This window comes from Citricoccus sp. SGAir0253 (genome assembly GCF_005877055.1).
Lineage (GTDB): Bacteria > Actinomycetota > Actinomycetes > Actinomycetales > Micrococcaceae > Citricoccus.
This window is the reverse complement of sequence record NZ_CP039424.1, coordinates 2,049,010-2,074,650: the sequence shown is the minus strand read 5'-3', so window position 1 is coordinate 2,074,650 and position 25,641 is coordinate 2,049,010. Positions and strand designations below refer to the sequence as shown.

20 protein-coding genes, 1 tRNA gene and 1 other RNA gene are annotated in these 25,641 nt (G+C 73.6%); 9 read left to right on the top strand and 13 right to left on the bottom strand.

Annotation, left to right across the window (positions count from 1 at the left end):
• Positions 1-76 precede the first annotated feature (76 nt).
• A complete protein-coding gene (locus E7744_RS09180) occupies positions 77-1,294 on the top strand; it encodes a M14 family zinc carboxypeptidase (protein ID WP_137773852.1) in 1,218 nt (405 codons plus the stop codon).
• Positions 1,295-1,379: 85 nt separating this feature from the next.
• On the opposite strand, the gene epsC is transcribed toward E7744_RS09180, so the two are convergent.
• From epsC to msrA, 3 genes are all read right to left on the bottom strand, one after another.
• On the bottom strand, positions 1,380-1,964 hold the full coding sequence (epsC, locus tag E7744_RS09175) for a serine O-acetyltransferase EpsC (protein WP_137773851.1): 585 nt from the start codon (positions 1,962-1,964) through the stop codon (positions 1,380-1,382).
• Positions 1,965-2,044: 80 nt separating this feature from the next.
• Positions 2,045-2,980 (bottom strand): cysteine synthase A, encoded by a 936-nt coding sequence (gene cysK / locus E7744_RS09170; protein WP_137773850.1) that lies wholly within the window; start codon positions 2,978-2,980, stop codon positions 2,045-2,047.
• Between the two features lie 105 nt (positions 2,981-3,085).
• Positions 3,086-3,625, bottom strand: a complete 540-nt coding sequence (gene msrA / locus E7744_RS09165) for a peptide-methionine (S)-S-oxide reductase MsrA (RefSeq protein ID WP_137774958.1) — start codon at positions 3,623-3,625, stop codon at positions 3,086-3,088.
• A 198-nt stretch (positions 3,626-3,823) separates the two neighbouring features.
• On the opposite strand from msrA, the gene E7744_RS09160 reads away from it, so the two are divergent.
• The 3 genes from E7744_RS09160 to E7744_RS09150 are packed head-to-tail and all read left to right on the top strand — an operon-like array spanning position 3,824 to position 6,620.
• Positions 3,824-4,726 carry a Nif3-like dinuclear metal center hexameric protein gene (locus E7744_RS09160; RefSeq protein ID WP_137773849.1) on the top strand — a complete coding sequence of 301 codons (903 nt, stop codon included), beginning with the start codon at positions 3,824-3,826 and terminating at the stop codon, positions 4,724-4,726.
• Positions 4,727-4,736: 10 nt separating this feature from the next.
• Positions 4,737-5,543, top strand: coding sequence for a zinc ribbon domain-containing protein (locus E7744_RS09155; protein WP_137773848.1), 807 nt, complete (start codon positions 4,737-4,739; stop codon positions 5,541-5,543).
• 60 nt (positions 5,544-5,603) lie between these two features.
• Positions 5,604-6,620 carry a reverse transcriptase-like protein gene (locus tag E7744_RS09150; protein ID WP_168199790.1) on the top strand — a complete coding sequence of 339 codons (1,017 nt, stop codon included), beginning with the start codon at positions 5,604-5,606 and terminating at the stop codon, positions 6,618-6,620.
• 102 nt (positions 6,621-6,722) lie between these two features.
• Here E7744_RS09150 and E7744_RS09145 read toward each other — a convergent pair whose 3' ends face one another.
• Together E7744_RS09145 and E7744_RS09140 are read right to left on the bottom strand one after the other, a co-directional pair.
• Positions 6,723-8,027 (bottom strand): glycine cleavage T C-terminal barrel domain-containing protein, encoded by a 1,305-nt coding sequence (locus tag E7744_RS09145; RefSeq protein WP_137773846.1) that lies wholly within the window; start codon positions 8,025-8,027, stop codon positions 6,723-6,725.
• 177 nt (positions 8,028-8,204) lie between these two features.
• Positions 8,205-9,011 (bottom strand): YaaA family protein, encoded by an 807-nt coding sequence (locus E7744_RS09140; RefSeq protein ID WP_137773845.1) that lies wholly within the window; start codon positions 9,009-9,011, stop codon positions 8,205-8,207.
• Positions 9,012-9,125: 114 nt separating this feature from the next.
• Here E7744_RS09140 and rnpB point away from each other — a divergent pair.
• An RNA gene (rnpB, locus tag E7744_RS09135) (RNase P RNA component class A) lies at positions 9,126-9,518 on the top strand.
• Between the two features lie 47 nt (positions 9,519-9,565).
• Here rnpB and E7744_RS09130 read toward each other — a convergent pair.
• Positions 9,566-11,521 carry a BCCT family transporter gene (locus E7744_RS09130; protein WP_137773844.1) on the bottom strand — a complete coding sequence of 652 codons (1,956 nt, stop codon included), beginning with the start codon at positions 11,519-11,521 and terminating at the stop codon, positions 9,566-9,568.
• A 310-nt stretch (positions 11,522-11,831) separates the two neighbouring features.
• Between E7744_RS09130 and E7744_RS09125 the strand changes: the two genes are divergently transcribed.
• Positions 11,832-13,286, top strand: a complete 1,455-nt coding sequence (locus tag E7744_RS09125; RefSeq protein WP_210417096.1) for a glyceraldehyde-3-phosphate dehydrogenase — start codon at positions 11,832-11,834, stop codon at positions 13,284-13,286.
• A gap of 102 nt (positions 13,287-13,388) precedes the next feature.
• On the opposite strand, the gene E7744_RS09120 is transcribed toward E7744_RS09125, so the two are convergent.
• The 7 genes from E7744_RS09120 to orn all read right to left on the bottom strand — a co-directional run bounded on the left by E7744_RS09120 (position 13,389) and on the right by orn (position 20,641).
• Positions 13,389-14,231 (bottom strand): type II CAAX endopeptidase family protein, encoded by an 843-nt coding sequence (locus E7744_RS09120; RefSeq protein WP_137773843.1) that lies wholly within the window; start codon positions 14,229-14,231, stop codon positions 13,389-13,391.
• Between the two features lie 155 nt (positions 14,232-14,386).
• The gene (gene def, locus E7744_RS09115) at positions 14,387-14,992 is read right to left on the bottom strand and encodes a peptide deformylase (protein ID WP_137773842.1); all 606 of its coding nucleotides are present in this window, start codon (positions 14,990-14,992) and stop codon (positions 14,387-14,389) included.
• 69 nt (positions 14,993-15,061) lie between these two features.
• Complete coding sequence (locus E7744_RS09110) at positions 15,062-16,606, bottom strand: MFS transporter (RefSeq protein WP_137773841.1); 1,545 nt, start codon at positions 16,604-16,606, stop codon at positions 15,062-15,064.
• 77 nt (positions 16,607-16,683) lie between these two features.
• Entirely contained in the window at positions 16,684-18,225 is a 1,542-nt protein-coding gene (locus E7744_RS09105; RefSeq protein WP_137773840.1) for an MFS transporter, read from the bottom strand.
• Positions 18,225-19,475: an amidohydrolase gene (locus E7744_RS09100; protein WP_137773839.1), complete on the bottom strand. Its 1,251-nt coding sequence runs from the start codon at positions 19,473-19,475 to the stop codon at positions 18,225-18,227. The genes E7744_RS09105 and E7744_RS09100 overlap by 1 nt, the downstream gene beginning before the upstream one ends.
• Positions 19,476-19,830: 355 nt before the next feature.
• A tRNA-His gene (locus tag E7744_RS09095) sits at positions 19,831-19,906 on the bottom strand.
• A gap of 114 nt (positions 19,907-20,020) precedes the next feature.
• On the bottom strand, positions 20,021-20,641 hold the full coding sequence (gene orn, locus E7744_RS09090) for an oligoribonuclease (protein ID WP_137773838.1): 621 nt from the start codon (positions 20,639-20,641) through the stop codon (positions 20,021-20,023).
• 84 nt (positions 20,642-20,725) lie between these two features.
• Between orn and mptB (E7744_RS09085) the strand changes: the two genes are divergently transcribed.
• Genes mptB (E7744_RS09085) through E7744_RS09075 form a run of 3 tightly spaced genes read left to right on the top strand, consistent with a single transcriptional unit; the run spans position 20,726 to position 25,595 of the window.
• Positions 20,726-22,282 (top strand): polyprenol phosphomannose-dependent alpha 1,6 mannosyltransferase MptB, encoded by a 1,557-nt coding sequence (mptB, locus tag E7744_RS09085; protein ID WP_137773837.1) that lies wholly within the window; start codon positions 20,726-20,728, stop codon positions 22,280-22,282.
• Positions 22,279-24,159, top strand: a complete 1,881-nt coding sequence (gene mptB / locus E7744_RS09080) for a polyprenol phosphomannose-dependent alpha 1,6 mannosyltransferase MptB (protein ID WP_137773836.1) — start codon at positions 22,279-22,281, stop codon at positions 24,157-24,159. The genes mptB (E7744_RS09085) and mptB (E7744_RS09080) overlap by 4 nt, the downstream gene beginning before the upstream one ends.
• Entirely contained in the window at positions 24,156-25,595 is a 1,440-nt protein-coding gene (locus E7744_RS09075; protein ID WP_137773835.1) for a glycosyltransferase family 87 protein, read from the top strand. Before mptB (E7744_RS09080) ends, E7744_RS09075 begins: the two co-directional genes overlap by 4 nt.
• Positions 25,596-25,641 lie beyond the last annotated feature (46 nt).

Sequence of the window (25,641 nt, the reverse complement as noted above, 5' to 3'; positions counted from 1 at the left end):
GCGCGGGACCGGGGCCGGGCACGGATCCTCCACGACCCGTTGTGGGCCCTGACCTGCGCCCCTACGCTCCGGTGACATGAGCCACGCCCACGAGAACCCTCGCACCGCATCCTCCCGCTCCGCCCTCGCCCCCGATCTCCCGCCCGCCCGGGCCGCCGTGTCCCGCCGCTCCGCCCTCGGCGCGCTCGGCGCGGCCGCCCTCGTCCCGTTGCTGGCCGGTCCGGCCGGGGCCGCGACCCTGCCGACCCCGAACACCACGCCCACCGCCGCGATCCTCACCTACGCGGACATGGTCCGCGAGCTCGGGCGGATCGAGCGGACCTCGCGCGGCACGGTCTCCGTCACCACGCTCTCCGCCCTGGGCACGGCGGAGTCCCTCTCGGAGCAGGGCCGCGAGCTGTACGTGGCCACGGTGGGCACCGGGCCGCGGGCCGTCTGGCTCCACGGCCGGATCCACGGGGACGAGCCCTACGGCGTGGACTCGCTGCTGGCCGTGCTCTCCGCCCTGGGCTCCCACGGCAGTGCGGAGTACGCGCGCCTGCGCGAGGAGTTCACCGTGCACGTCATCCCCATGTACAACCCGGACGGCACGGAGATGAACACCCGCACCACCACCCTGTGGGACCGCGCGGCCGGCCGGGCCCGGCTCGGTGCCGACGGCCGCCCCCTGGCGGTGGACCTCAACCGCGACTGGACGGCCACGGGCTTCCTCGCCCGCGAGTCCCGCGCCTGGTACGAGTACTGGACGCGGGTGCGCCCCGAGTTCGCCCTGGACATCCACCACCAGGGGCTGAAGACGGACCCGGAGACCGGCGAGGCGATCACCCTGTCCCTCGGCATCTCGCTGGCCCCCGGTGGGCCCACGCTGCCGTCCATCCGCGGCGGGGAGTACGACGTGCTCACCCGGCAGATGGCCGTGCACGTCTGGCAGGACGTGGAGCGGCGCGGGCACGTCAGCGCCGACCGCTACGACGTGGGTCCCGGCCGGGTGATCGACATCCACGGCGGCGTGGTCTCGGCCATGATGCTCGGCCTCGACTGGAACGGACTCAATGCCGCCGGCCACTCGAACGCGGCGATCTTCTTCGAGACCTCCGGCAACACGCGGGACGGCAGCCTCGGCCAGAAGGCGCGCGGCAAGCTCGTGCAGCAGAACGTGGTGGGCGTGCGCTCGTGGCTGGGCGGACTGGCCTCCGGCGCGGTGCAGCGGCTCGACCCGGAGCTGTGGGAGCGGATCCCGCACACCCCGGTGCGGTACTACGTCACCGACTGGGGCGGGACCATCCCCGCCTGAGCCGGTACGGGGACGACGACGGCCGGCGCCCTCCGCGCGGAGGGTGCCGGCCGTCGTCGTGCTCCCCGGGGGACCGGTGCGGGCCTCAGATCCACATGGCGGGGTCCACGTACTCCGCCGGGTCCACGGCGGGCGTGGTCTCCTGGGCCTGGCGGTGTCGCCAGGTGGCCGGGACGCCGGTGGCGATGGAGTCCGGCGGGGTGTCCTTGACGACCACCGCGTTGGCGCCCACGGCGGTGCGCTGGCCGATCTCCACCGGGCCGAGGATCTTCGCCCCGGCCCCCACGACCACCCCGTCCTGCAGCGTGGGGTGGCGCTTGACCTTGTCGAGGGACCGGCCGCCCAGGGTCACCCCGTGGTAGAGCATGACGTCGTCGCCGATCTCGGCGGTCTCCCCGATGACCACGCCCATGCCGTGGTCGATGAAGAACCGGCGCCCGATCGTGGCCCCCGGGTGGATCTCGATGCCCGTCATCGACCGGGCCACCTGCGAGATGACCCGCGCGGGGGTCTTCAGCCGCTCGGTCTGCCACATCCGGTGGGTCAGCCGGTGCGCCCAGATGGCGTGGAGCCCCGAGTAGACCAGGGCGACCTCGAGGTCGCCGCGGGCCGCGGGGTCGTGCGCCCGGGCATTGGCGATGTCTTCCTTGAGGCGGGACAGGAAACCCACGGGTGGCCTTTCGGTCGGTGGCTGGTGCTGGAGGGGTCCGGGGTGGACGGGGATCGGGGGCCGGGGAGGGGCCGCGGCGCTCAGCCGCGGATGTCCTCGTAGAGCACGGTGGAGATGTAGCGCTCGCCGAAGTCGCACACGATGGCGACGATCAGCTTGTCCCGGTTCTCCTCGCGCTTGGCCTGCTCGATCGCCGCGGCCACGATCGCCCCGGAGGAGATGCCGCCGAGGATGCCCTCCTCGGTGCCGAGGGCGCGCGCGGTGGCCACCGACTCCTCGAGGCTCGCGGCGTACACCTCGGAGTAGATCTCTCGGTCCAGGATCTCGGGGATGAAGTTGGCGCCCAGGCCCTGGATCTTGTGCGGGCCGGGCTTGCCGCCCGAGAGGATGGGCGAGTCGGCCGGCTCCACCGCGACCATCTTCACCCCGGGCTTGCGCTCGCGCAGGTAGCGGCCGGCGCCCGTCACGGTGCCGCCCGTGCCCACGCCCGCGACGAAGACGTCCACCTGGCCGTCCGTGGCGTCCCAGATCTCCGGCCCGGTGGTGGAGTAGTGCGCCTGCACGTTGGCCTCGTTGGCGAACTGGCGGGCCCACACGGCGTTGTTCGACTCGGCGACGATCTGCTGGGCCTTCTCCAGGGCCCCGCGCATGCCGTCGGCGCCGGGGGTCAGCACGATCTCGGCGCCGAAGGCGCGCAGCATGACGCGGCGCTCGTTGGACATCGTCTCCGGCATGGTCAGGACCACCTTGTAGCCGCGGGCCGCGCCGACCATGGCCAGGGCGATGCCGGTGTTGCCGGAGGTGCCCTCCACGATCGTGCCGCCGGGACGCAGCTGGCCGGAGGCCTCGGCGGCGTCCACGATGGAGCGGCCGATGCGGTCCTTGACGGAGTTGGCCGGGTTGTAGAACTCGAGCTTGACGGCGACCTTGCCGGGCAGGCCCTCGGTCAGCCGGTTCAGCATGACCAGGGGGGTGTTGCCGACGGCTTCGGTGATGTTGTTGAGCATCGTGGCCATGTGGGGATCCTTCCGGAGGACGGTGCAGGGGCGGGTGCATCGGGTCACGGCGCCCGGGCGCCGGACCGGGCCCGCACGACGGCGCGCGGGCCTGCGGGATTCAGCCTATGACAGGCGCGGGGACGCGGACGGCTCCACCAGCCACGCCGAGTAACGCTGCCTCACCTTGGCCAGCTTGGGCGTGATGATGACGTGACAGTAGCCGACGTCCGGCCGGTTGGTGTAGAAGTCCTGGTGGTACCACTCGGCGGGGTACCAGCGGCCGGCCGGCTCGATCGTGGTGACGATCGGGTCCGGCCAGTTCTCCTGGTTGCGCTCGATCGCCGCGCGGAACAGGCGCTCGTCCCGCTCGTCCGCGGCGAAGAGCGCCGAGCGGTACTGGGTGCCCACGTCGTAGCCCTGGCGGTTCAGGGTCGTCGGGTCGTGCCCGGTGAAGAAGAGGTCGAGGATCAGGTCCGCGCCCACCACGGACTCGTCGAAGGCCACGCGCACCGCCTCGGCGTGCCCCGTGGCGCCCGAGCACACCGTCTCGTAGGTGGGGTCCGGCCAGTCGCTGCCGGTGTAGCCGGACTCCACGGCCGTGACGCCGCGGATCCGCCGGTACACGGCGTCCAGGCACCAGAAGCAGCCCCCGGCCACGGTCAGGACGCGCTGGGCCCCGGGCCGCCCGTCCGTCCCCGCCGCGGGGCCGCGGTGCGCGCCGTCGGGGGTCCCGTGGTCGGTCCGGCCGTCGGTCCGGCCGCCTCTCGCGTCGCCGGTCACGTCGCAGCTCGCCTCGTCAGTCACATCGGTCTACAGCACGCGGGGGCGCGGGTTCATTCCCGCCTCGGGCACAATGGCCCCATGAGTGCCTCCACGCCCGCCCGCCCGGACCCGGACCGCCGCCGCGCCGACGCCCCGCGCACCCCGACCCTGGCCGAGGTGCTGGCGGCCTTCGAGGAGCTGTGGCCGGCCTCGCTGGCCGAGTCCTGGGACGCCACGGGGCTCGTGGCCGGCCGCCCGGACGCCCCCGTGCGCCGCATCCACCTCGCGGTGGACCCGGTCCAGGACGTGGCGGACGAGGCCGTGGCCGCCGGCGCCCAGCTGCTCATCACCCACCACCCGCTGCTGCTGCGCGGGGTGCACTCCGTGGCCGCCACCGGCTTCAAGGGCCGCGTGGTCCACACCCTGATCGAGGGCGGCTGCGCGCTGCTGACCGCCCACACGAACGCGGACTCCGCCGTGGGCGGGGTCTCGGACGTCATCGCCGACGTCCTCGGACTGCGGGACACCCGGCCGCTGGCCCCCGCCGCGGACGGGCTGCCGGAGGAGGGCATCGGGCGGGTGGGCACCCTGGGGAAGGCGATGACGCTCGGCGACTTCGCCGCCCGCGTCTTCGGCGCCATGCCGGCGGTGGCCGGCGGCGTCCGGGTGGCCGGGGACCGGGACGGGCTGGTGCGGACCGTGGCCGTGTGCGGCGGGGCCGGGGACGGCCTGTTCGACCGGGTGCGGGCCTCCGGGGCGGACGTGTACGTCACCGCGGACCTGCGCCACCACCCGGCCTCCGAGGCCCGCGAGGCCGCTCGGCACGCCGGGGGCCGGCCCTACCTCGTGGAGGTCTCCCACTTCGGCAGCGAGTGGCTGTGGCTGCCCGCGGCCGCCGAGGCCCTGGACTCCCTGCTGACGGACCGCGGCCTCGCCGTGGAGATCGCCGTCAGCGGGCTGAACACCGATCCCTGGGACTTCGTCCTGACCCCCGGCGCCTGAGGAGGCACCCGTGACCCCTGCCACCGGCCCCACCCCCACCGGTCCCGCCGCCGGCGGCGACGCCGCCGCGGTTCCCCCGGCCACCACGGCCGATCCCGCCGACCAGCGGCGGCTGCTGGACCTGCAGGCCCTCGACACGGCCCTGGACCAGGCGCGCTCGCGCATGCAGCAGCTGCGCCAGGACCCCCGGTACCGCGAGCTGCAGCAGGCGGTCGCCGACCGGCAGGCCGAGGCCGACGCCGCCGCCGTCGCCCTCGAGCAGGCCCGCGCCGCGGTGACGGCCGCGGACGCCGAGGTGGCCGGGGTCCGGTCCCACCGGGAGCGCAACCAGCGCCGCCTCGATGCCGGCGAGGGCTCGGCCCGGGACCTCGAGCGGATGATGCACGAGCTCGCCACACTCGCCGAGCTGCAGGACCGCCACGAGGAGGCGGAGCTGGAGGCCATGGACGCCGCCGAGCAGGCCGAGGCCGCCGACGCCACGGCGCGCGAGGGGCTCGCCGCGGCCCAGCGGTCCGCCCGGGAGCGAGCCGCCGAGCTCAAGGCCGAGGCCGACGAGGTCTCCGCCCGGGGCCAGGACCTCACGGCCCGGCGCGCCGCGCTGGCCGCCACCCTGCCGCCCGGGCTCCTCGCGCGCTACGAGCGGGTCCGGGCCCGGGCCGGCGGGATCGGCGCCGCCCGGCTCGTGGGCAACCACTCGGAGGCCTCGGGCATGCCGATCAGCCCCGCCGACCTCGAGGCGATCCGGCGGGCGCCGGCCGATACGCTGGTGTACTGCCCGGACTCAGGAGCCATCCTCGTCCGCGGCGACGACGCCTAGACCGTCCGCCGGGCCCCCCGCCCGCGGGGCGGCACCGCCCAGCGAAGCCAGAGAGAAGTGATGCCCGTGTCCGAACGCGTCCTGCAGGTCGAGGCCGACGGCGGCTCCCGGGGCAATCCCGGCGTGGCCGGCTACGGGGCCCTGGTCCGCGACCCCGCCACGGGGCGGGTCCTGGACATCGACGCCGCGCCGCTGGGCCGGGCCTCCAACAACGTGGCCGAGTACTCGGGGCTCATCGCCGGGCTGACGATGGCCCGCGACCTGGACCCGGCGGCGCGCGTGCACGTGAAGATGGACTCCAAGCTCGTGGTCGAGCAGATGAGCGGGCGCTGGAAGATCAAGCACGCGGACATGCAGAAGCTCGCCGGGGAGGCCCGCGCCATCCTGCCGCCCTCCCGCGTCACCTACGAGTGGATCCCGCGGGCGCGGAACAAGGACGCGGACCTGCTCTCGAACGAGGCCATGGACGCCGGGGCCGCCGGCACCTCCTGGGTGCGCTCGCGGTCCGGGATCAAGGTCACCGGCGCCGTGGGCGGGGCGGAGACGGCGACCGCGGGCCCCGGCGGGGGAGTGGCGGCGCCGGGGACGGCGGTTCCCGACGGCGGCGCGCCCGCCCCGGCACTCCCGGCGGACGCCGCGCCGGCCGGCGCCGCAGGACCGGCCGGCGTCGGGACCCCCCGCCGGGTGGGCCGGCTGCACCACGTGGAGATCTGGGTGCGGGACCTGGCGCAGGCCCGCGCGACGCTGGGCTGGCTGTTCCAGGAGCTCGGCTACGCGGTCAGCGGCGAGTGGTCCGAGGGCACCAGCTACCAGGGCGCGGGGGAGTACCTCGTGCTGGAGTCGGGCCCGGACGTCGCCGGGGAGGGGCACGACCGGCTGCGCCCGGGGCTGAACCACCTGGCCTTCCACGCCGGCTCGCGGGCCGACGTCGACGCCCTCGCGTCCGCGGCGCGCGAGCGCGGCTTCCGCCTGCTCTTCGCCGACCGCCACCCCTTCGCCGGGGGGCGCAGCCACTACGCGGCCTACCTCGAGGCGCCGGGCGGCTTCGAGGTGGAGCTGGTCGCCGACCCGCGCTGACCCCGGACGGCACCCTCCGGGGACGACGCCGGGGGCATCCCGCCTCGTCCGCCGCGCCCGCGCGGCGCGAGCGGGCCGGCGGGAGCGGCCGGGTCGCCCGGCTCAGTCGGCCGCGTCCAGCCCCCGCCGGCTCAGCCGCTCGCGCTGGTTCGGGTTGACCGAGGCGCGGAACGGCATCCGGACCACCTCGGCGGGCACGGGCGTGCCGGGCGTCTCGGCGTACTCCTCCGGCAGGTGGACCCACAGCGGCGTCCCCGGGGCCGTGAGCGCGACCGGGACGTGGCCCATCGCGATGTTGTGGCCGAGCTCCGGGGAGTACCACGGGGAGGTGACGTAGCCGACGGGGTCCGCGTCCGCCGCGGCGCCGATGAGCCAGAAGTCCGGCGCGTAGTCCACGATCGGCCGGCCGCCCAGGCGCATCCCGACGAGCTGGTGGGTGAAGGGGGGCGTGCCGGCCTCGACGAGGCGCCGGGCCTCCTCGAGGGCGGCCCGGCCGACGTAGTCGCCCGGCTTGGTCCGCGGCACCTGGTAGCCGAGGTTGGCCTGGAACGGCAGCGTCTCCTGGTCCATGTCCTGGCCCCAGGACAGGATCCCGGCGGCGATCCGCCGGTGGTGGGCCGGGGCCACGACGGCCAGCCGGTGCGGCTCGCCGGCCCGCAGGATCTCCCGCCACATCGTCTCGGCGTGCAGGGTGGAGTCCTTGAGGTAGACCTCGTAGCCCTTCTCCCCGGAGAACCCGGTCTGGGACACGATGACCTCGCAGCCGGCGACCTCGCCCGCGAGCAGCCCGTACGGGGGGAGCTCCGCGACGGCGGGCCCGAACAGGTCGGCCACCAGGTCCACGGACCGCGGGCCCTGGACCTGGACGGGGCAGACGTCGATCTCCCGGATGTCCACGTCGAACCGGCGGCCCACGTTGACCCCCTGCAGCCAGAACAGCAGGTCCGAGTCCGAGAGGCTGAACCAGAACTCGTCCTCGGCCACGCGCAGCAGCACCGGGTCGTTGAGGATGCCGCCGGCCTCGTTGCACAGGATCACGTAGCGGGCGTGCATGACGGGGATCCGGGTGGCGTCCCGGGTGATGACGAAGTCCACGAAGGCCTCGGCCTGCGGGCCCCGGACGCGGACCTGCCGCTCCACGGCCACGTTCCACAGGGTCACGTGGTGCACCAGGGCGTCGTACTCCGCCATCATGCCGCCGTCCTCCGGGGGCACGTAGCCGCGCGGGTGGTACATGCGGTTGTAGACGGAGGCCCGCCAGCAGCCGGCCTCCATGGACAGGTGCCAGTAGGGGGACTTGCGCACGCGCGTGTCGATCAGCATCTGGACCGGGGTGGGCCCGGTCTGGCGCAGGTTGACCGGCACGGTGCGGCCGGACTGGTCCACGGACGGGACGTTGGGGTGCATGGGATCCTCCTCCGGTGCGCGGGCGCGGTCCCTCCCCGGCCTCGGGTCCGCCCACCGTAACGGCGGGGACCGGCGGGGGAAAGGTCCCGGGGACGACGCGGGGCACCGCACCGGCGGGCGGCATGCCGGCGCCGGGCGACGCCGGGGGTGCCGCTCGAGGCCGGCCCCGGGGGAGGCTCAGACGGTGGAGTGCTGCTCCGGCAGCGTGACCTCGAGCCGGCCCGGCTTCGAGCCGGCCGCGGGGAGCAGGTCCACGGTCCAGTCGTGCGGGCCGGCGGCCGCGCCGGCCGCGGCCACCACCTCGGCCGCCGCCGCGGGGGAGTGCACCGCGCGCGGACCGGCCAGCAGCAGCTGCCGGGCCACCAGCCCGCGGGTGTGCTTGGCGAAGTGGGACACCACCGTGCGCCGGCCCTCGCGGACCTGGAAGACGTCCACGGTCACCGTGCGGTCCGCCGGGGCCCTCCACTGGGCCGCGTAGCCCCCGGAGCGGCAGTCGACGACCACCCCGGCGTGCTCGGCCCGGGCATCGAGCAGCGGCGTGAGCCGGGGCTTCCACCACGAGGACATGCGGCCGGTGCCCGGCAGGGTGGCCCCCACGGAGAGGCGGTGGTGCGGGATCCGGTCGCCCAGGGACAGCACGCCGAACAGGCCGGAGAACACGAGCACGTCCTCGCGCGCCCGGCGGCGGGCGGTCTCGGGCAGGGAGGCGTAGTCCAGGGCGTCGAAGAGCACGCCGGTGAACACGCGGTGGGCGGGCGCCGCCGGGGCGGAGTCCAGGACCGTGTTGGCCTCGATGTCCGCGCGCAGCCGCTCGCTGATGCCCAGGACGGCCGGGGCGTCCGGCGCCGCGGAGACGGCGGCGAGGATGCCCATCACCGTGGCGCGCTCGCCGGCGAGGGCCGGCAGCACGAGCGAGCCGAGGTCCAGCGGGGCGCCGGCGGCGGGAGCGGTCTTGCCCTCGGAGGGCGGCAACAGGATCAGCACCCCGACAGCCTAGTCATCGGCGCCGTCCCGGTGCCGGACCCGCGCGGGCCGCGCCCCCGGCCGCGGGCCGCTGCGGCCGGCGTCGGGCCCCAGGCGGTAGACTGGGCGGCCGGGACAGGCCGGCGGACGGCCGCAGGGCACCGGCGACGGTGCCGTGAGGAACGTCCGGGCTCCACAGGGCAGGATGGTGGGTAACACCCACTCGGGGCGACCCGCAGGACAGTGCCACAGAAAGCAGACCGCCGGCACGGCGGGTGCGTGCACCCGCCGGAGCAGGTGAGGGTGAAAGGGTGGTGTAAGAGACCACCAGCGGTCCGGGTGACCGGACCGGCTCGGTAAACCCCATCCGGAGCAAGGCCGAACAGGGTGCGTTCGAGGGCTGCCCGCCCGAGCACCCGGGTTGGCCGCTCGAGCCCGTCGGCAACGGCGGGCCTAGATGGATGGCCGTCACCGTGGCGCGGGCGACCGCCCACGGCACAGAACCCGGCGTACAGCCGGCCTGTCCCCCCGCCCCTCGGCCGACCCCCGCCGGACCCCCGTCGCCCCCCGCGGACTCACCCGGCGGGAGGCGCCCCGTCGGTGGGGCCGCCGTCGTCCGGTCGCTCCGCGGGAGGCCGGACGCCCCCGGCGTGCATCCCGTCCCGCCCGTGCGTCCCGTCCCGCCTCCCGCGCGCGGGCAGCGGACTGTCGTCGCCGGCCGCGGCCCGCGCGGCGTGGACGGTGTCCTCCCGCAGCGCGTCCGCGAGGGACACGTGCTCGGCGGCGGGTTCCTCGACCGGCTGCGTCACCAGGCCGAAGCTGGACGTCGGGTGCTTCTCCACCGCCTCGGCCACGGACTCCTCCAGCACCTGCCGGGCGATCCTGGTCTTCAGCACCAGCGGATCGCGGCTGAGGTCCCGCCAGATCGCCACGCACAGCAGCATCATGACGAGGACGAAGGGCAGTGCCGAGACGATCGTGATGTTCTGCAGGGCGCTCAGCGCGTTCGAGGGGTCCCTGCCGCCGGCCAGCAGCATGGCGGCCGCCGCCGCGCCCACGGCGACCCCCCAGAAGACGACCGTCCGGCGGGTGGGCTCGGTGGTGCCGTGCTCGCTGAGCGTGCCCATGACGATCGAGGCGGAGTCGGCGCCCGTGACGAAGAAGATCGCGATCAGCACCACGGCCAGGACCATCATGACCATGACGGTCCAGCCGGGCAGCGGCAGGGCGTTGAGGTAGTCGAACAGCACGGTGTCGAAGTCGATGTCCGACCCGCCCTCGCCGGGGGCCGCCAGCTGGGCGGCCACCTCGCCGGCCTGCTCGGCGCGCTCCTGCAGGCCGATGGCGCCCCCGCCGAAGACCGCGAACCAGAGCAGGGACACCGCGGAGGGCACGAGCAGCACGCCGATGATGAACTGCCGCACGGTGCGGCCGCGCGAGATGCGGGCGATGAACATGCCGACGAACGGGGTCCAGGACACCCACCACGCCCAGTAGAAGATGGTCCAGGTGCCCATCCACTCGGCCAGGGACGGGTCGCCGTAGCCGGTGCGCGAGGCCATGGACGGCCAGTCGGCGATGAACGAGCCGATCGCGTTCGGCAGCACGTTGAGCACGAAGAGGGTCGGCCCGCCGACGAAGACGATGACGGCCAGCGCCAGGGCCAGCACCATGTTGGTGTTGGACAGCCACTGGATGCCCCGGGCGATGCCGGAGGCGGCGGAGACCACGAAGCAGAGGGTCAGCACGGCGATGACCACCACGAGGATCCCCGTGGTGGCCTGGCCGATGACCCCGGTGGACTCCAGCCCGCCGCCGATCTGGATGGCCCCCAGCCCCAGCGAGCAGGCCGAGCCGAACAGGGTGGCCAGGACCGCCAGGATGTTGATGACCTTGCCGCCCCAGCCGTTGACGGCCCGCTCCCCGAACAGCGGGGTGAACATCGAGGAGAACAGCTGGGACCGGCCCAGCCGGAAGGTGCCGTAGGCGATGCCGAGGCCGACCACCGCGTACATGGCCCACGGGTAGAGGGTCCAGTGGAACAGGGTGGTGCCCATGGCCGTCCCGACGGCGGCCGGGGTGGACCCCTCGACGGTGCCCGGCGGGGGTGCCATGTAGAAGAACAGGGGCTCGCCCACGCCGTAGAACACCAGCCCGATGCCCATGCCCGTGGCGAACATCATGGAGATCCAGGACACCGTGCGGAACTCGGGCCGCTCGTCGTCCCGGCCCAGGGTGATCCGGCCGAAGCGACTGGCGGCCACCACGAGGATGAACAGGGTGAAGACGGAGGCGGCGATGACGAAGAGCCAGCCGGTGTGCGTCAGGACCCAGCCGAGCGCGTCCCCGGCGAAGGAGCCGAGGGACCCGGGGCCGATGAAGCCCCACAGCACCATGGCGAGGGCGATCGCCCCGGCGACGCCGAAGACCACGGGGTCGATCCCCCCGGTCCGGTGCCGCTGGGTGGGTCGGTCGCGGTGCGCCCGGAGCGCGCGGACCAGGTCGGGGGTGGTGGGGACATCGTCCTTCATGGTGTGTCACCGGGGCGGTGCGGTGCCCCGGCCCTCCTTCCGATCGAGGTGGGGTGCCGCGGCGTCGGCGGGGAGGACGAGGCGGCGGTCCGCCCGCCGGCCACGCGGGCCGGGGTCCGCCGGGGCGGGTGGACGCATGGCTGCATACTGGCACTGCCCTCTCCGCGGAGTCACTACACTGGACCCGCCGGACCCCACAGGTCCCGGCGGCCGGACGGGCCGTGACCGTCTGCACACCGCGCGCCCACCGGCGCCCGGAGCGACAGCGCAGTCGCCCCCTGGAGGCAGGGGCTTGAGGGAAGGACCTACCGTGGCAGAACAGACCACCGGAATCGCGCAGGACCAGCGCGCCGCCTGGAACAGCCGGGAGGAGCTGGCCGAGAAGATGGTTCCGCTGATCGGCTCGATGTACCGGGACAACAACGTGGTCACGAGCATCTACGGCCGGCAGCTCGTCCACAAGGGCGTCATCGACATCATCAAGGCGCACCGCTACGCCCGGCAGATCGACGAGTCCGTCCTGCCCGTCGAGGAGACGTACCCGATCGTCGAGGCCATGGCCGCGATGGACCTGGGCGCGGCCTCCGTGGACCTGGCCAAGCTGGCCAACAAGTACCGCGAGGTGGGCGGGGACCTGCAGGCCTTCCTCGACACCGAGCTCGCCGAGGTCGCCGGCAAGGGCGGCGAGGGCGTCCAGGGGCCCACCGACGTGGTGCTCTACGGCTTCGGTCGCATCGGCCGCCTGCTGGCCCGCATCATCCTCTCCCACGAGGGCGGCGCCTCCTCGCTGCGCCTGCGCGCCATCGTGGTCCGCAAGAACTCCGAGGACGACCTCGTCAAGCGCGCCTCCCTGCTGCGCCGCGACTCCATCCACGGCCCGTTCGAGGGCACCATCACCGTGGACGAGGAGAACAACACGATCACCGCCAACGGCACCGTGATCCAGGTGATCTACTCCAACGACCCGGCCTCGGTGGACTACACCGCCTACGGGATCGACAACGCCATCATCGTGGACAACACCGGCCGCTGGCGCGACGAGGAGGGCCTGGGCCAGCACCTGAAGGCCAAGGGCGCCGCCAAGGTGCTGCTGACCGCCCCCGGCAAGGGCGACATCAAGAACATCGTGTTCGGCGTCAACACCGCGGACATCACGGACGAGGACACCATCCTCTCCGCCGCCTCCTGCACCACCAACGGCATCACCCCGGTGCTGAAGGTCATCAACGACGAGTACGGGATCGACCACGGCCACGTGGAGACCGTGCACGCCTACACGAACGACCAGAACCTCACGGACAACTTCCACAAGGGCTCCCGCCGCGGCCGCGCCGCCGGCCTGAACATGGTGCTCACCGAGACCGGTGCCGCCAAGGCCGTGGCCAAGGCCCTGCCCGAGCTCAAGGGCAAGCTCTCCGGCAACGCGATCCGCGTCCCCACCCCGAACGTCTCCATGGCGATCCTGAACCTGGAGCTCGAGAAGGAGACCTCGGCCGAGGAGCTCAACGCGTGCCTGCGCACCGAGTCGCTCACCGGCGAGCTGCGCGCCCAGCTGGACTACATCGCCTCCCCGGAGATCGTCTCCTCGGACTTCGTCGGCTCCAACCGCGCCGGCATCGTGGACGGCCTGGCCACGATCGTCAACCACGGCACGAACGCCATCGTCTACGTCTGGTACGACAACGAGTTCGGCTACTCCTGCCAGGTGGTCCGCGTCATCGAGAAGATGGCCGGGGACGCGGTCCCCGCGCTGCCGAAGGGCTGACCTTCCCGTCCCCGGCACCTGGCCGGGGGCCGTCCCGGACCACGACGGCGGCCGGCCCCCTCCCGCGCGGAGGTGGCCGGCCGCCGTCGGGCATCCGGGCTCTCAGTAGACGAAGACGCGCAGCACGTCCCGGTGGTGGGCGTGCACGATCGCCAGGAAGACGATGACGTCGAAGAGCAGGTGCACCACCACCACGTAGGTGAGGTTGCGGGTCCGGTTGAAGATCCACCCCTGCAGCAGCGTGAAGGGGATCGTCAGCGCCGGGCCCCACGAGCGGTAGCCGAGCTCCCACAGGAACGAGACGAACACCGCCGCCTGCAGCACGTTCGCCGTCCACGGCCCGAGGTGGCGGCGCAGCAGGGCGAAGCACGTGCAGATGAAGAACAGCTCGTCCCACAGCCCCACGAAGTTCACCCCCACGAGGAACCGGGCCAGCTCGTCGGGCGCCTCCACCGGCGGCCAGTTCCGGTAGGCGCCGGAGTGGATGAAGTAGGCGGGCAGCACGGCCCAGCCGAGCACGGGCACCGCCACGACATAGGACCACTGCACGCGCGTCCACGGCCTGCCGGTGCGCCATGGGTAGGTGATGGCGCGCCGCCGGAGCCACCACCGGTCGAGCGCGAGCGGCACGGCCACGGCGGCGGTGAGCACCGCACCGAGCGTGAAGAACCGCTCCCAGCGCAGGTCCGCCGCCACGGAGGTGGTGCTGACGATGGCGATGCCGGCGGCCACCACGGACAGGTCCCGGCCCAGCGCCCGGTCCACGCGCCAGGCGCCGGCCACGCTGAGCACGAGCAGGGCGTGTCCCCAGCCCGGCAGGGCCAGGGCGAACAGCAGGACGGCCGAGGCCGAGACCCCCGCGGCCGCGGCCACGGCCCACGGGGAGGCCTCGCGCGTGGACTCCGCCCATGCCGGGGCCGGCGGCGGGGGAGGGGGCGTCGGCATGCGGTCAGTATCGCACCACGCCGGCCCGGCCCGCCGGGTGGAGATGGCCGCCTGGCGGACTGGTCCGTCACGGTCCGCGAGACCGGTCCGGGGTGGAGCGCACCGGACGAGTCCTCCGGATCCGGACGAACGGTCCGGCAGTGGTCCGGCGTGCCTCAGTCGGCGTGGGCGTCCTCGGCCACGTCGTCGTGGCCGAAGGGGTCGGTGTCCGTGCCGGGCAGCCACGTGTTGCCGGGCACCGTCCAGCCCTCGCGGCGCAGGGACTTCTTCCAGCGCCGCGTCCACTTGCCGTTGAGGCGGTTGACGTAGAGGTAGCCGTCGAGGTGGTCGTACTCGTGCTGCATGACCCGGGCGAACCAGCCGCGGGCCTCGAAGTCGATCTCCCGGCCGTCCAGGTCGATGCCCTGCAGGCGCACGTGGTCCGAGCGCTTGAGGGGGAAGCTGTAGCCGGGGACGGACAGGCAGCCCTCGGACTCCTCGTCCGGGTCCGGGTCCTGCTGCGAGGTCTTGCCGATGCGGGTCAGCACGGGGTTGATGACGTGCCCGCGCGAGGGGGCCTCGCCGGAGTCCTCGAAGGTCCACGTGAAGATCCGCAGGCCCACGCCCACCTGCGGGGCGGCCAGGCCCACGCCCCGGGCGGCGTCCTGGGTCTCGAACATGTCCGCCACGAGGGTGCGGATCTCCTCGTCGATCTCCGTGACCTCCGACGCCCGGCGGTGCAGCACGGGCTCGCCGTGGATGGTGATCGGGCGGATGGTCATGGCGGGTGCACTCCTGGTGGGCGGCGGGGAACGCCGTCCAGTCTATCGGGGCCGCCGGCGCGGACCGGCTCAGTTGCCGATCGGCGGCGGGGGCACGTCGCCGCGGCCGGTGCCCGTGGCCGCCTGGACGGCCGCCACGCGCTGGGGCTCCTGCCGCTCGCGCGGGATGGTCAACAGGATGGACACGAGGGCCACGCCCACCATGAACACGTTGAACAGCAGGCCGATCGCCCCGCCGAAGCGCAGGGCCACATTGTCCTGGTTGCCGATGAAGACGCCCCAGGACTGGATGACCGCCGGGTCCACGCCCCGGCCGGCCGCGTACAGGGCCGCGGAGACGGCCACGCCCATGGCGTTGCCCAGCGAGGAGGCCATCTTGTACATGCCACCGGCGGCACCGCCCTCGCTCTGGGGCACGGAGGCCATGGCCGTGTCCAGGGAGGGGGTGGCGTAGAAGCCGAGCCCCGTGCCGAACAGGGTGAACCCGATCACGGTGAGTACCACGTACTGCTCCAGCAGCAGGAACGTCATGGAGCACAGCAGGACGCCCGTGCCGGTGATCAGGGAGCCCCAGATCATCGGCCGGCGCGGGCCGAAGCGCTGCAGCAGCCTCTCGCCCACCCGGATGGTGGCCAGGATGGCCACGAGGTAGCCGATCGTCAGCGTGCCGGCCTGCAGGGAGCTCCAGCCCGAGGCCATCTGCACGAGCCCGAGCACCACGATCAGCGTCCCCGCGGCGGTGTTGAGCAGGAAGTTGGACAGCACGGCGCCCGCGAAGGCGCGGTCGCGGAAGAGCTGCAGGTTGATGAACGCCTGGCCCCTCGAGGTCTCGATCCGGAAGAAGGCCACCGCGGCCACCGCGGTGACCACCAGCAGCCCCAGCGCCACCGGACTCGTCCAGCCGAGGGTGGGGCCCTGGGAGATGTACACGTTCAGGGCGAGCAGGGCGACGACGAAGCCGATCATCCCGGGCCAGTCGAAGCGGCCGCCCGGGCCCGTCCCGGCCCGTGACTCCGGGGTGCCGCTCACCAGCAGCAGGGAGGCCACGGCCACGATGATCGACAGCCAGAAGATCGAGCGCCACCCCAGCGCGGTGGCGGCCATCATGCCCCCGAACAGCGAGCACAGCCCCGAGCCTCCCCACGTGCCCAGGGAGAAGAAGGACAGGGCCCGCTGCCGTTCCCGGCCGTCGTAGTACGCCTTGAGCAGGGCCAGCGACGCCGGCATGATGCACGCCGTGGACAGGCCCTGCAGGATGCGGCCGCCCAGCAGCATGGTGGAGGTGAGCGCCCCCAGCTCCTCGGGGGTCAGGGCGATGACCAGCGAGCCGGCGATGCTCAGGTAGATCCCCGTGCGCAGCAGCCGCATCCGGCCCAGCCGGTCGGCCAGCTTCCCGGCCACCACGATGAAGATCCCGGAGAACAGCGACGTGATGGACACCGCCAGGTTCGCCAGGGTGGTGGGCACCCCCAGCTCGCCCTGGATCCCCGGGATGACGTTGAGCAGGGTCTGGGCGAAGAGCCAGAAGGTGACGACCGCCAGCACGATCCCGAGCAGGAATCGGTCGGTGGGCCGGAAGGAGACGGCTGCGGGCGATGTCGTGGTGCCGGACACGGGGACCTCTCTCGTGGCACCGGTCCCGGGGCGGACCGGTGCCTTCAACCTACGGGATGGACTGCCGGGACACCGCCTCAGTTGCCGATCGGCGCCGGCGGCACGTCGCGGCGCTCGGCGCGCTCCGCGGCCAGCTCCTGGGCGCGGCGCCTCTCCTCGGTCGGCACGGTGAGGATGATGGACGCGATCGCCACCACCACCATGAACACGTTGAACAGCAGGCCCACCGCCCCGCCGAAGCGCAGGGCCACGTTCTCCTGGTTGCCGATGAAGAAGCCCCACGACCGGATCAGGTCGGGGTCCACGGCCTGGCCGGCCACGTACAGGGCGGCGGAGATCGCCACGCCGATCGCGTTGCCGAGGGAGGAGGCCATCTTGTAGATGCCGGAGGCCGCGCCCACCTGGTTGTCCGGGACGTTGGACAGCGCCGCGTCCGTGGACGGCGTGGCATAGAAGCCCAGGCCGATGCCGAACAGGGTGAAGCCGATGACGGTGAGCACGATGTACTGCTCGATGAGCAGGAAGGTCATGGAGCACAGCAGGATGCCCACGCCGGTGATCATGCTGCCCCACAGCATCGGCTTGCGCGGGCCGAAGCGCTGCAGCAGCTTCTCGCCGACGCGGATGGTCGCCAGGATCGCCACGAGGTAGCCGATGGTCAGCAGTCCGGACTGCAGGGAGCTCATGCCGGCGGCGACCTGCACCAGTCCCAGGGCCACGATGAGCGTGCCGGCCGCGCCGTTGAGCAGGAAGTTCGAGAGCGTGGCGCCCGTGAACGTGCCGTTGCGGAACAGGGCCAGGTCCAGGAACGGGGCGTGCTGGTGGACCTCGACCTGGAGGAAGACGAGCCCGGCCACGATCGTCACGGCCACCAGGCCGATGCCGGCCAGGGAGAGCCAGCCGATGTTCGGCCCCTGGGAGATGTACACGTTGAGGGCCACGAGCATGACGATGAACGCCACCACGCCGCCCCAGTCGAAGCGGCGGTAGCCCCCCGCCGGGGCCTCGGCCCGCGATTCCGGGGTGCCGCGCAGCAGCACGAGCGATGCGAGGGAGACGAGGATCGAGAGCACGAAGATGGAGCGCCAGCCGAGCACGCTGGTGGCCATGAAGCCGCCGAACAGCGCGCAGAGGCCGGAGCCGCCCCAGGAGCCGATCGACCAGAAGGAGAGGGCGCGCTGGCGGGCCCTGCCCTCGTAGAAGGTCTTGATCAGGGCCATCGAGGACGGCATGATGCACGCCGCCGAGAGGCCCTGGACGATGCGTCCGCCGAGGAGCAGGGCCGCGGTCAGCGCGCCGGCGTCCTCCGGCGTCACCACGATCAGCAGCGACCCGACGGCGCCCAGGATGACGCCGATGTTCAGGATCCTCGTGCGGCCGATCCGGTCCGCCAGGCCGCCGGCGACGACGATGAAGATGCCGGAGAACAGGGACGTGATCGAGACGGCGAGGTTGGCGACCGTGAGCTCGATGCCCAGCTTCTCCTGGATGCCGGGGATGACGTTGAGCAGGGTCTGGGCGAACAGCCAGAAGGTGACGACGGCCAGGACGACGCCGGTCAGCCAGCGGTCGTTCGGCGTCCAGGTGGTGGTGGGTGCGGTGGTCGACGGTGCGGACATCAGCGGGCTTCCTCTGCGGCGGGTGACGACGGCGCCAGGTACGCCAGGGCGGCGACGGCCTGGGCCCGGGTGGCGATCTCGAGGGAGGGGTCGATCGCGGGGGCGAAGAACGGCGAGTGGTTGGCCGGGATCTCCGAGCTGACGGTCCCGGAGTCCACGGCGGCGCGGTACCGCTCCGCCGGCACGGTGCCCACGAACCAGTAGGCGTAGGGGACCCCGAAGGCGTCCGGGATGCGGCTGAAGTCCTCGGAGGCCGTGTACGGCGTCGTGGGGAACACCGCCTCCGCACCGAAGTGCGCGGCGAGGGCCCGCGTGACGGTGGCGTTGGCGTCCTCGTCGTTGGCGGTCAGCGGGAACTGGTCGTAGTAGTCGAACTCCGGCTCCCGGGGGGACCCCGCGGCGGCGCACTCCCCACGGACGATCCGCTCGATCGCGGCCATGATGCGTTCCCGCAGGGCGGTGTCGTACGTGCGCAGGTTCAGCAGCAGCTCGGCGCGGTCCGGGATGATGTTCGACTTCGTGCCGGCGTTCGAGGCGCCCACCGTCACCACGGCGAACTGCCCCGGCTGGGTCTCGCGGGAGACGATCGTCTGGAGGCGCAGCACGATCGAGGCGGCCAGGACCACGGGGTCCACGGCGTTGTGGGGCATCGAGCCGTGGGCGCCGCGGCCGTGGACGGTGATCCGCAGCGAGTCCCCGGCGGAGAGCACGGGGCCCGCGGCGGTGCCGATCGTCCCGGCGGCGAAGGGCATCACGTGCTGGGCCAGCGCCACGTCCGGTCGGGGCACCCGGTCCACGAGCCCGTCGTCGATCATGGCCTGCGCGCCGGCGGCGTTCTCCTCGGCCGGCTGGAACAGCGCGACGTACGTGCCGGACCACGCCTCGCGGTGGTCGGCGAGCAGCTTCACGGCTCCCAGCAGGGCGGCGACGTGCATGTCGTGCCCGCAGGCGTGCATCACGCCGGGCACGGTGGAGGAGTACTCCAGCCCGGTGTCCTCGGTGACCGGCAGTGCGTCGGTGTCCGCGCGGGCCAGGACGGTCGGACCGGTCCCGTTCTCCAGCACCCCCACGACGCCGGTGCCGCCCACGCGCTGGACGGCCAGTCCCAGCCCGGCCAGCTCGGCCTCGATGCGCTGGGCGGTCCGGTCCTCCTGCAGGCTCAGCTCGGGATGGCGGTGCAGGTCGCGGTACAGCTCGCGCTGCCAGTCGAGCTGGCCGTCCAGGGTGTCCAGGAAGGGGTGGTCGGACACGGGTCCTCCTCGGTGTCGATGCGTCGGCGAGGATGGCCGGCCCGTCGTCCGGGCCGGTCCCGGGGCGGCGCCGTTGCGACCCCGGACGCCGTCAATCTTGGACCGCGGCCGGGAGGAGGTCCATGGCCGGTCGGCGTCGGGGGGCCGTGAATCCCCTCACGTCGGCCGGTGATCCGGGGTACACCGGCTCCGGAGGGGACCGCCGAGGGGACGGCCGGGGCGGTCGCGGGGCCGTGCCGCCGGGGGAGCAGGCCGCCGTCGTGACGGATCCCCCGCGTGGGGCGCGGCGGACGCGCGGGAGGGGGGAAGCGCAACGGCCCGGCGCGGAGGAGACCTCCGCACCGGGCCGGTGCCGTGGGGTGAGTAACGGGGCTTGAACCCGCGACCTTCTGGACCACAACCAGACGCTCTACCAGCTGAGCTATACCCACCATGCTCGGCCGGGGATCCCGACCGTGACAGCGCGTTCCATCATACACACATCCGGGCCGGATCCCGAACCGGGCCGATCGCGATGCCGAGGGCGGTGCCCGGCGTGACGCCGGTCACGGTGCCGTGGGGGCCGCCGTCCCGAGGGAGGCGGCGATCGCCTGGGCCGTCCTCGAGTCCGGCCCGGGGGCCGGGACCATGACCGCCCGGCGGTAGTAGCGCAGCTCGTCGATGGAGTCCACGATGTCCCCGAGCGCCCGGTGCCCGCCCGTCTTGGCCGGGGCCTGGAAGTAGGCCCGGGGGTACCAGCGCCGGGCCAGCTCCTTGATCGTGGAGACGTCCACGATGCGGTAGTGCAGGTGGTCGGTGATCGCCGGCAGGTCGCGGGTGAGGAACAGCTTGTCCTGTCCCACCGAGTTGCCGGCCAGCACCGCCCTGCCCGGCTCGGGGCAGTGCTCGGTGATGTACGCCATGCAGGCCTCGGAGGCCTCGGCGAGCGTGACGCCGCCGGGGATCCTCTCCAGCAGTCCGGAGGTGGTGTGCATGTCCCGCACGAACGGGACCATCCGGTCCAGCGCCTCCTGCGGGGGACGGATGACCACGTCCACGCCCTGGCCGAGCACGTTGAGCTCGGGGTCCGTCACCAGCACCGCGATCTCCACGAGGGCGTCGGCCACCGGGTCCAGTCCCGTCATCTCACAATCGATCCACACGAGGTTCTCTGCTGTCGCTGCCACGCCTTCCACAGTAGCCGGACGGCCGGTGGTAGTTTGTGGAAGGCCCTCTGACGGCCCGCCCCGCACGGAAGGATGCCGCCCCCGATGAGCGTGCCCAGCACCCGGCAGGAGCCGGTCGCCGCGACGAGGACCGGCTCCGCGTGGATCCCGGTGCTCGTCGGCCTCGTCGGCTCCCTGGCCGTGACGGCCGGCTCGCTGTCCGTCGGCTGGCTCGCCTCCACCTCCCCGGTGAACCGCTGGGGGTGGCTCATCCCGTGGCGCACCACCGAGTCCGGCGTGACCACCGGCACCGTGGTGCTGGTGCTCGGGTGCTGGCTGATGTTCTGGGCCTGGTTGCGGCTGGGCAAGGTGCTGCGGCCGTTCCGCGAGGGGGCGCTGCGCACGGTCACCCTCGCCACGGCCCTGTGGACCCTGCCCCTGCTGGCCTGCCTGCCCATCTTCTCCCGGGACATCTTCGCCTACATCGGGCAGGGCCGGCTCATGCTCGCCGGCCGCGATCCCTACGAGGACGGCATCTCCACGCTCTCGAACTGGTTCCAGCTCGGCACGGACACCACGTGGGCGGAGACGGAGACGCCGTACGGGCCCGTGTTCCTGTGGATCGAGCAGCTCGTCATGTCCGTCACCGGCCCGGACGACCCGGACCTGGCGATCCTCCTGTTCCGCCTCGCCGCGGTGGCCGGGGTGGTGCTCACCATGGCCTACGTCCCGCGGCTCGCACGCCTGCTGGGCACCAACGGGGCCCGGGCGCAGTGGATCACGGTGGCCAACCCGCTGTTCCTCATCAGCTTCGTGGCCTCGGGCCACAACGACGCCCTCATGGTCGGCCTGGCCCTGGCCGGCGTGTGGTTCGCGGCCACGGGGCGCGGCCTGGCCGGGGTGCTGCTCGTGACCGCGTCCCTCGGGATCAAGCCGATCACCATGGTCCTCCTGCCGTTCATCGGCCTGCTCTGGGCGGGCCGGGGCGCCGGCTGGGGCCGCCGGTTCGCCTACTGGTCCCTGACGGCGGGCATCGCGGGGGCGGTCATGGTCGCCGTGGGCTGGCTCAGCGGCTTCGGCTTCGGCTGGCTGGGCGTCATGCTCTCCACCGGGACGGGCTCGGTGCCGTGGTCGCCGATCGGCATCCTGGGGGAGGGCGCGCGCGTGGTCCTCGGCTCCCTCGGCCTGGCCGACGGCTGGGTGCTGGACGCCTTCAAGGCCGGCGGGCGCCTGCTGTCCGTCCTGGTGGTCGTGTGGCTGATGTTCCGGGGCCGGCACGAGCACCTCATGCAGCGGATGACGTGGGCGTTCACCGCGCTGGTGGTGCTGTCCCCGATCATCCAGCCGTGGTACCTGCTGTGGCTGCTGCCGTTCTTCGCGGTGATCGGGATCCGCGGGGACTGGCAGCTGAAGTGGGTGGTCTTCACGGTCGCGTTCTTCGTGGCGTTCGGCGCCGCGGACCAGCTCTTCGTCTGGCAGTTCCTCGGGATCGAGGAGCAGCTCAAGCGCCTGGCCACCGCGCTGTCCTGGGCCTGCATGGCGTGGATCCTGCTGCTGGACCCGTGGACGAGCTCGGTGATGAAGGAGGAGTGGCACGTCCGTCCCGCCCTGCGCCGGCTGGTGACGCGGCGCCGGGGGACCGCGGGGACGACCGCCCCGTGAGCCCGGCGCAGCACTCCCCGGCCCCCCCGGCCGACCGGCCCGCGCCCCGGCTCGAGCGGTTCCGGCGCTGGCTCGACGGCGTCCCCGCGACGGGCTGGCTCGTCGGCGGCGCCGAGTCGGACACCGCCCCGTCCCTGTGGCAGGGGCTGGTGGGCTCGGTCATGATCGTCATCGGCTCCTGGGGCGTCGGCTGGCTGGCGACCACGCCGACCTCCCTGTTCGCCCGGACCACCGTCCTGAACCCGCTGCGCGTGGAGCCGGCCGGGGTGATCGCCTGCGCCGTCCTGCTCGTGCTCGGGTCCCTGCTGCTCGTGCGCGCGTGGCTCCGGCTGGGCCAGCGGCTCGCGGGCCGGTGGGAGGGGGCCGGTCCCGTGGTGGTCCGGGCCACGTGGCTGTGGTCGGCGCCCCTCGTGCTGGCCTTCCCGGTGTTCTCGCGGGACGTCTACTCCTACCTCGGCCAGGGGCGGCTGCTGCACGCGGGGCTGAACCCGTACGAGGACTGGATCTCGGAGCTGCCCGGCTGGTTCATGCAGGGGGCGGACTCGATCTGGGCCGAGTCGCCCTCGCCCTACGGGCCGGCGTTCCTGGCGGTCGCCCGTGCCGTCTGGTTCCTCACCGGCGGCAGCCCGGAGCCGGCCTTCCTGCTGTTCCGGCTGGTCTCCGTGCTCGGGCTGGCCCTGTGCCTGTGGGCCGTGCCCCGCCTGGCCCGCCGCTTCGGCAGCGAGCCCGCCTGGGCCACGTGGGTCTCGGTGACCAACCCCCTGTACGCGCTCTACATGATCGCCGGGATCCACAACGACGCCCTGATGATCGGGCTGCTGCTCGTCGGCTTCGTCCTGCTCGGCCCGGACGCGGGGCCGGCCCGGAACACGGCCGGCCTCGTGCTCGTGGGCCTGTCCGTGGCCATCAAGCCCCTCACCGTCCTCGCCCTGCCCTTCGCCGGGCTGCTCATGCTGCGCGGTGCCCACCTGGGGACGGCGACGGCGCCCGGAGCCCCCGCCCGGTCGCCCGCCGTGGCGCGGGGCCGGGCGGGGGCCGGGGGGCGGGTCCCCCCGACGGACCGCCCGTCTCCGGACCGCCCGACGCCGGGCCGGCAGGACCGCGTGCGGGCGTGGGCGGCGTGCGTGGCCGTCACCGCGGTGGTGCTGGCCGCCGTCGGGGGCCTGACCGGCCTGTGGTTCGGCTGGCTGCCGGCGATGCTCACCTCGGGGGACGCCGCGTTCCCGTACGCGCCGTACGGGCTGCTCGGGCTCGGGATCGGCTGGCTGGTGGACGCGGTCGCGCACACGGGGGTGCGCCCCGTGGCGGACGTGGTGTACGCCGCCGGCAAGGTGGTGGTCATGGGCCTCGTCGCCTGGCTGGCCCTCACCCGCCGGCCGGTCAATCCCGTGCTCGCCACGGGACTGGCCCTCGGGGCGGCCGTCCTGCTCGCCCCCATCATCCAGCCCTGGTACCTGTTGTGGGTCCTGCCCCTGCTCGCCGTGGTGCGCCGGTGGCACGGCCGCCCGGACTGGGTGCTGTACCTGCTCGTGATGGTCCTCGTGGTGATCGGCGTGGTGGACCAGCTCTCCGTGGCCCAGTGGATCTCCCTGCTGTGGGTGCGGATCATCACCGGGGCCGTGGGCGCCGCCTACCTGGTGTTCATCGTCGTGCTGGACCCGAGGACGTCCCGGCTGTTCCCCTTCGCCGAGCGCCGCCGCGCCCGCGCGGCGCGGCGGACCGCCCGCTCCGCCGCCGCGGTGCCCGCGACGATCGACACCGCGACGACCACTCCCGCGACGACCACTCCCGCGCCGCCCTCCCCGGCGGCGCCCTCCCCGACCCCCGGGCCCGGCCACGAGGCCGGCGCCCCCGAGAAGCCCCAGGAGACCCCGTGAGCCAGACCGGACCAGCCACCCCCGAGCGCGGAGGCAGCCGGGCCGCGGCCCGGCCCACGGCCGGACCGGCCCGCCGGACCGCGAACCCGGCGGCGCTCGCCGCCGGCCCGGACCGGCGCCTGCTGGCGGTGCTGGTGGCCGCCACGCTGCTGGCCGGCGTCGTGGCCCTGCTGTCCAAGCAGTGGTGCCGCGTCAACGGCTGGGAGGCCCCCGGCGTCCACGTCCACCTGTGCTACTCGGACTTCGGCCAGCTGTTCCCCACGCGGGGACTCGCCGACGGGTACTTCCCCTTCTACACGCCCCTGCCGGAGGAGCAGTGGATGGAGTACCCGGCCCTGCTGGCCGTGGTGGCCGGGGTGACGGCGTGGTTCGTCCCGGCGGGCGGCACCCTGCTCGAGCGGACGGTCACCTACTTCGACATCAACGCGGTGGGCGCCCTGCTGTGCTGGCTCGTCCTCGTGGTCGCCACGGCCTACACGGCGCGGGGCCGGTCCAAGGACGCCCTGCTGGTGGCCGTGGCCCCCGGCATCATCCTGACCTCGTTCCTCAACTGGGACCTGTGGGCCGTCATGCTGGCGGCGCTGGGACTGCTCCTGTGGTCACGCGAGCGCCCCGTGCTGGCCGGCGCGGTGCTCGGCCTGGGGGCGGCGATGAAGCTGTACCCGCTGTTCTTCTTCGGCGCCATCCTCGTGCTGTGCTGGCGCGCCGGCCGCCTGGGCGTGTTCTTCCGGTCCCTCGCCGCGGGCGTGGTCGCCTGGCTGGCCGTCAACGTGCCGTTCATGCTCACCGCCTTCGACCAGTGGAGCCGCTTCTACACGTTCTCCGGCGACCGCGAGGTGTCGTTCTCCTCGATGTGGCTGGCGCTGGCGTGGACCGGCTGGTCGGGGGAGGCGTTCTCGCTCATCTCCAACGGGCTGTTCGCCCTGTGCTGCCTCGGGGTGGCGTGGCTGGGCCTGTCTGCCCGCACGCGGCCCCGGATGGCCCAGTTGTGCCTGCTGATCGTGGCGGCCTTCCTGCTGCTCGGCAAGGTGTACTCCCCGCAGTTCGTCATGTGGCTCGTCCCGCTCGTGGTGCTCGCGCGCCCGGACCGGCGGCAGTTCTGGGCCTGGCAGGCGGTGGAGGCCTACCACTGGGCCGGGGTGTGGATGGAGTCGGCGCGGATCACCTCGGACGGCGCCTTCGGCGGCGGGGGGATCTGGATCCCCCTGTGGTACGGCTCGGGCATCGTGCTGCACATGGCCGCGGTGGCGTGGATCTGCGCCTCGGTCATCCGGGACATCCGTGACCCGGAGCGGGACCTCGTCCGGCGGACCGCCCCCGCCGGACTGCCGCCGGAGCAGCGGCGCGCCTACGATCCCTCGGCGGGGATCCTCGCGGGGGAGCCGGACCGCTTCGTCCTGCCGCCGGCGGGCCGCGGCCGCGTGCCGGCCTCCTGACGCCCGGCGGGGACGCCGCCGGGATGCCTTGACGGCCCCGCCGCAC

Coding starts and splice junctions, on each gene's coding strand:
- E7744_RS09145 (WP_137773846.1), bottom strand. CDS start 8,027: ATGCACCCCAACGTCCCGTCCGTGGACCAGTCCGGCCGCACCGTGCCG.
- def (WP_137773842.1), bottom strand. CDS start 14,992: ATGACCATCCGCCCGATCACCATCCACGGCGAGCCCGTGCTGCACCGC.
- E7744_RS09180 (WP_137773852.1), top strand. CDS start 77: ATGAGCCACGCCCACGAGAACCCTCGCACCGCATCCTCCCGCTCCGCC.
- E7744_RS09160 (WP_137773849.1), top strand. CDS start 3,824: ATGAGTGCCTCCACGCCCGCCCGCCCGGACCCGGACCGCCGCCGCGCC.
- cysK (WP_137773850.1), bottom strand. CDS start 2,980: ATGGCCACGATGCTCAACAACATCACCGAAGCCGTCGGCAACACCCCC.
- E7744_RS09105 (WP_137773840.1), bottom strand. CDS start 18,225: ATGTCCGCACCGTCGACCACCGCACCCACCACCACCTGGACGCCGAAC.
- E7744_RS09150 (WP_168199790.1), top strand. CDS start 5,604: ATGCCCGTGTCCGAACGCGTCCTGCAGGTCGAGGCCGACGGCGGCTCC.
- mptB (WP_137773837.1), top strand. CDS start 20,726: ATGAGCGTGCCCAGCACCCGGCAGGAGCCGGTCGCCGCGACGAGGACC.
- E7744_RS09130 (WP_137773844.1), bottom strand. CDS start 11,521: ATGAAGGACGATGTCCCCACCACCCCCGACCTGGTCCGCGCGCTCCGG.
- E7744_RS09120 (WP_137773843.1), bottom strand. CDS start 14,231: ATGCCGACGCCCCCTCCCCCGCCGCCGGCCCCGGCATGGGCGGAGTCC.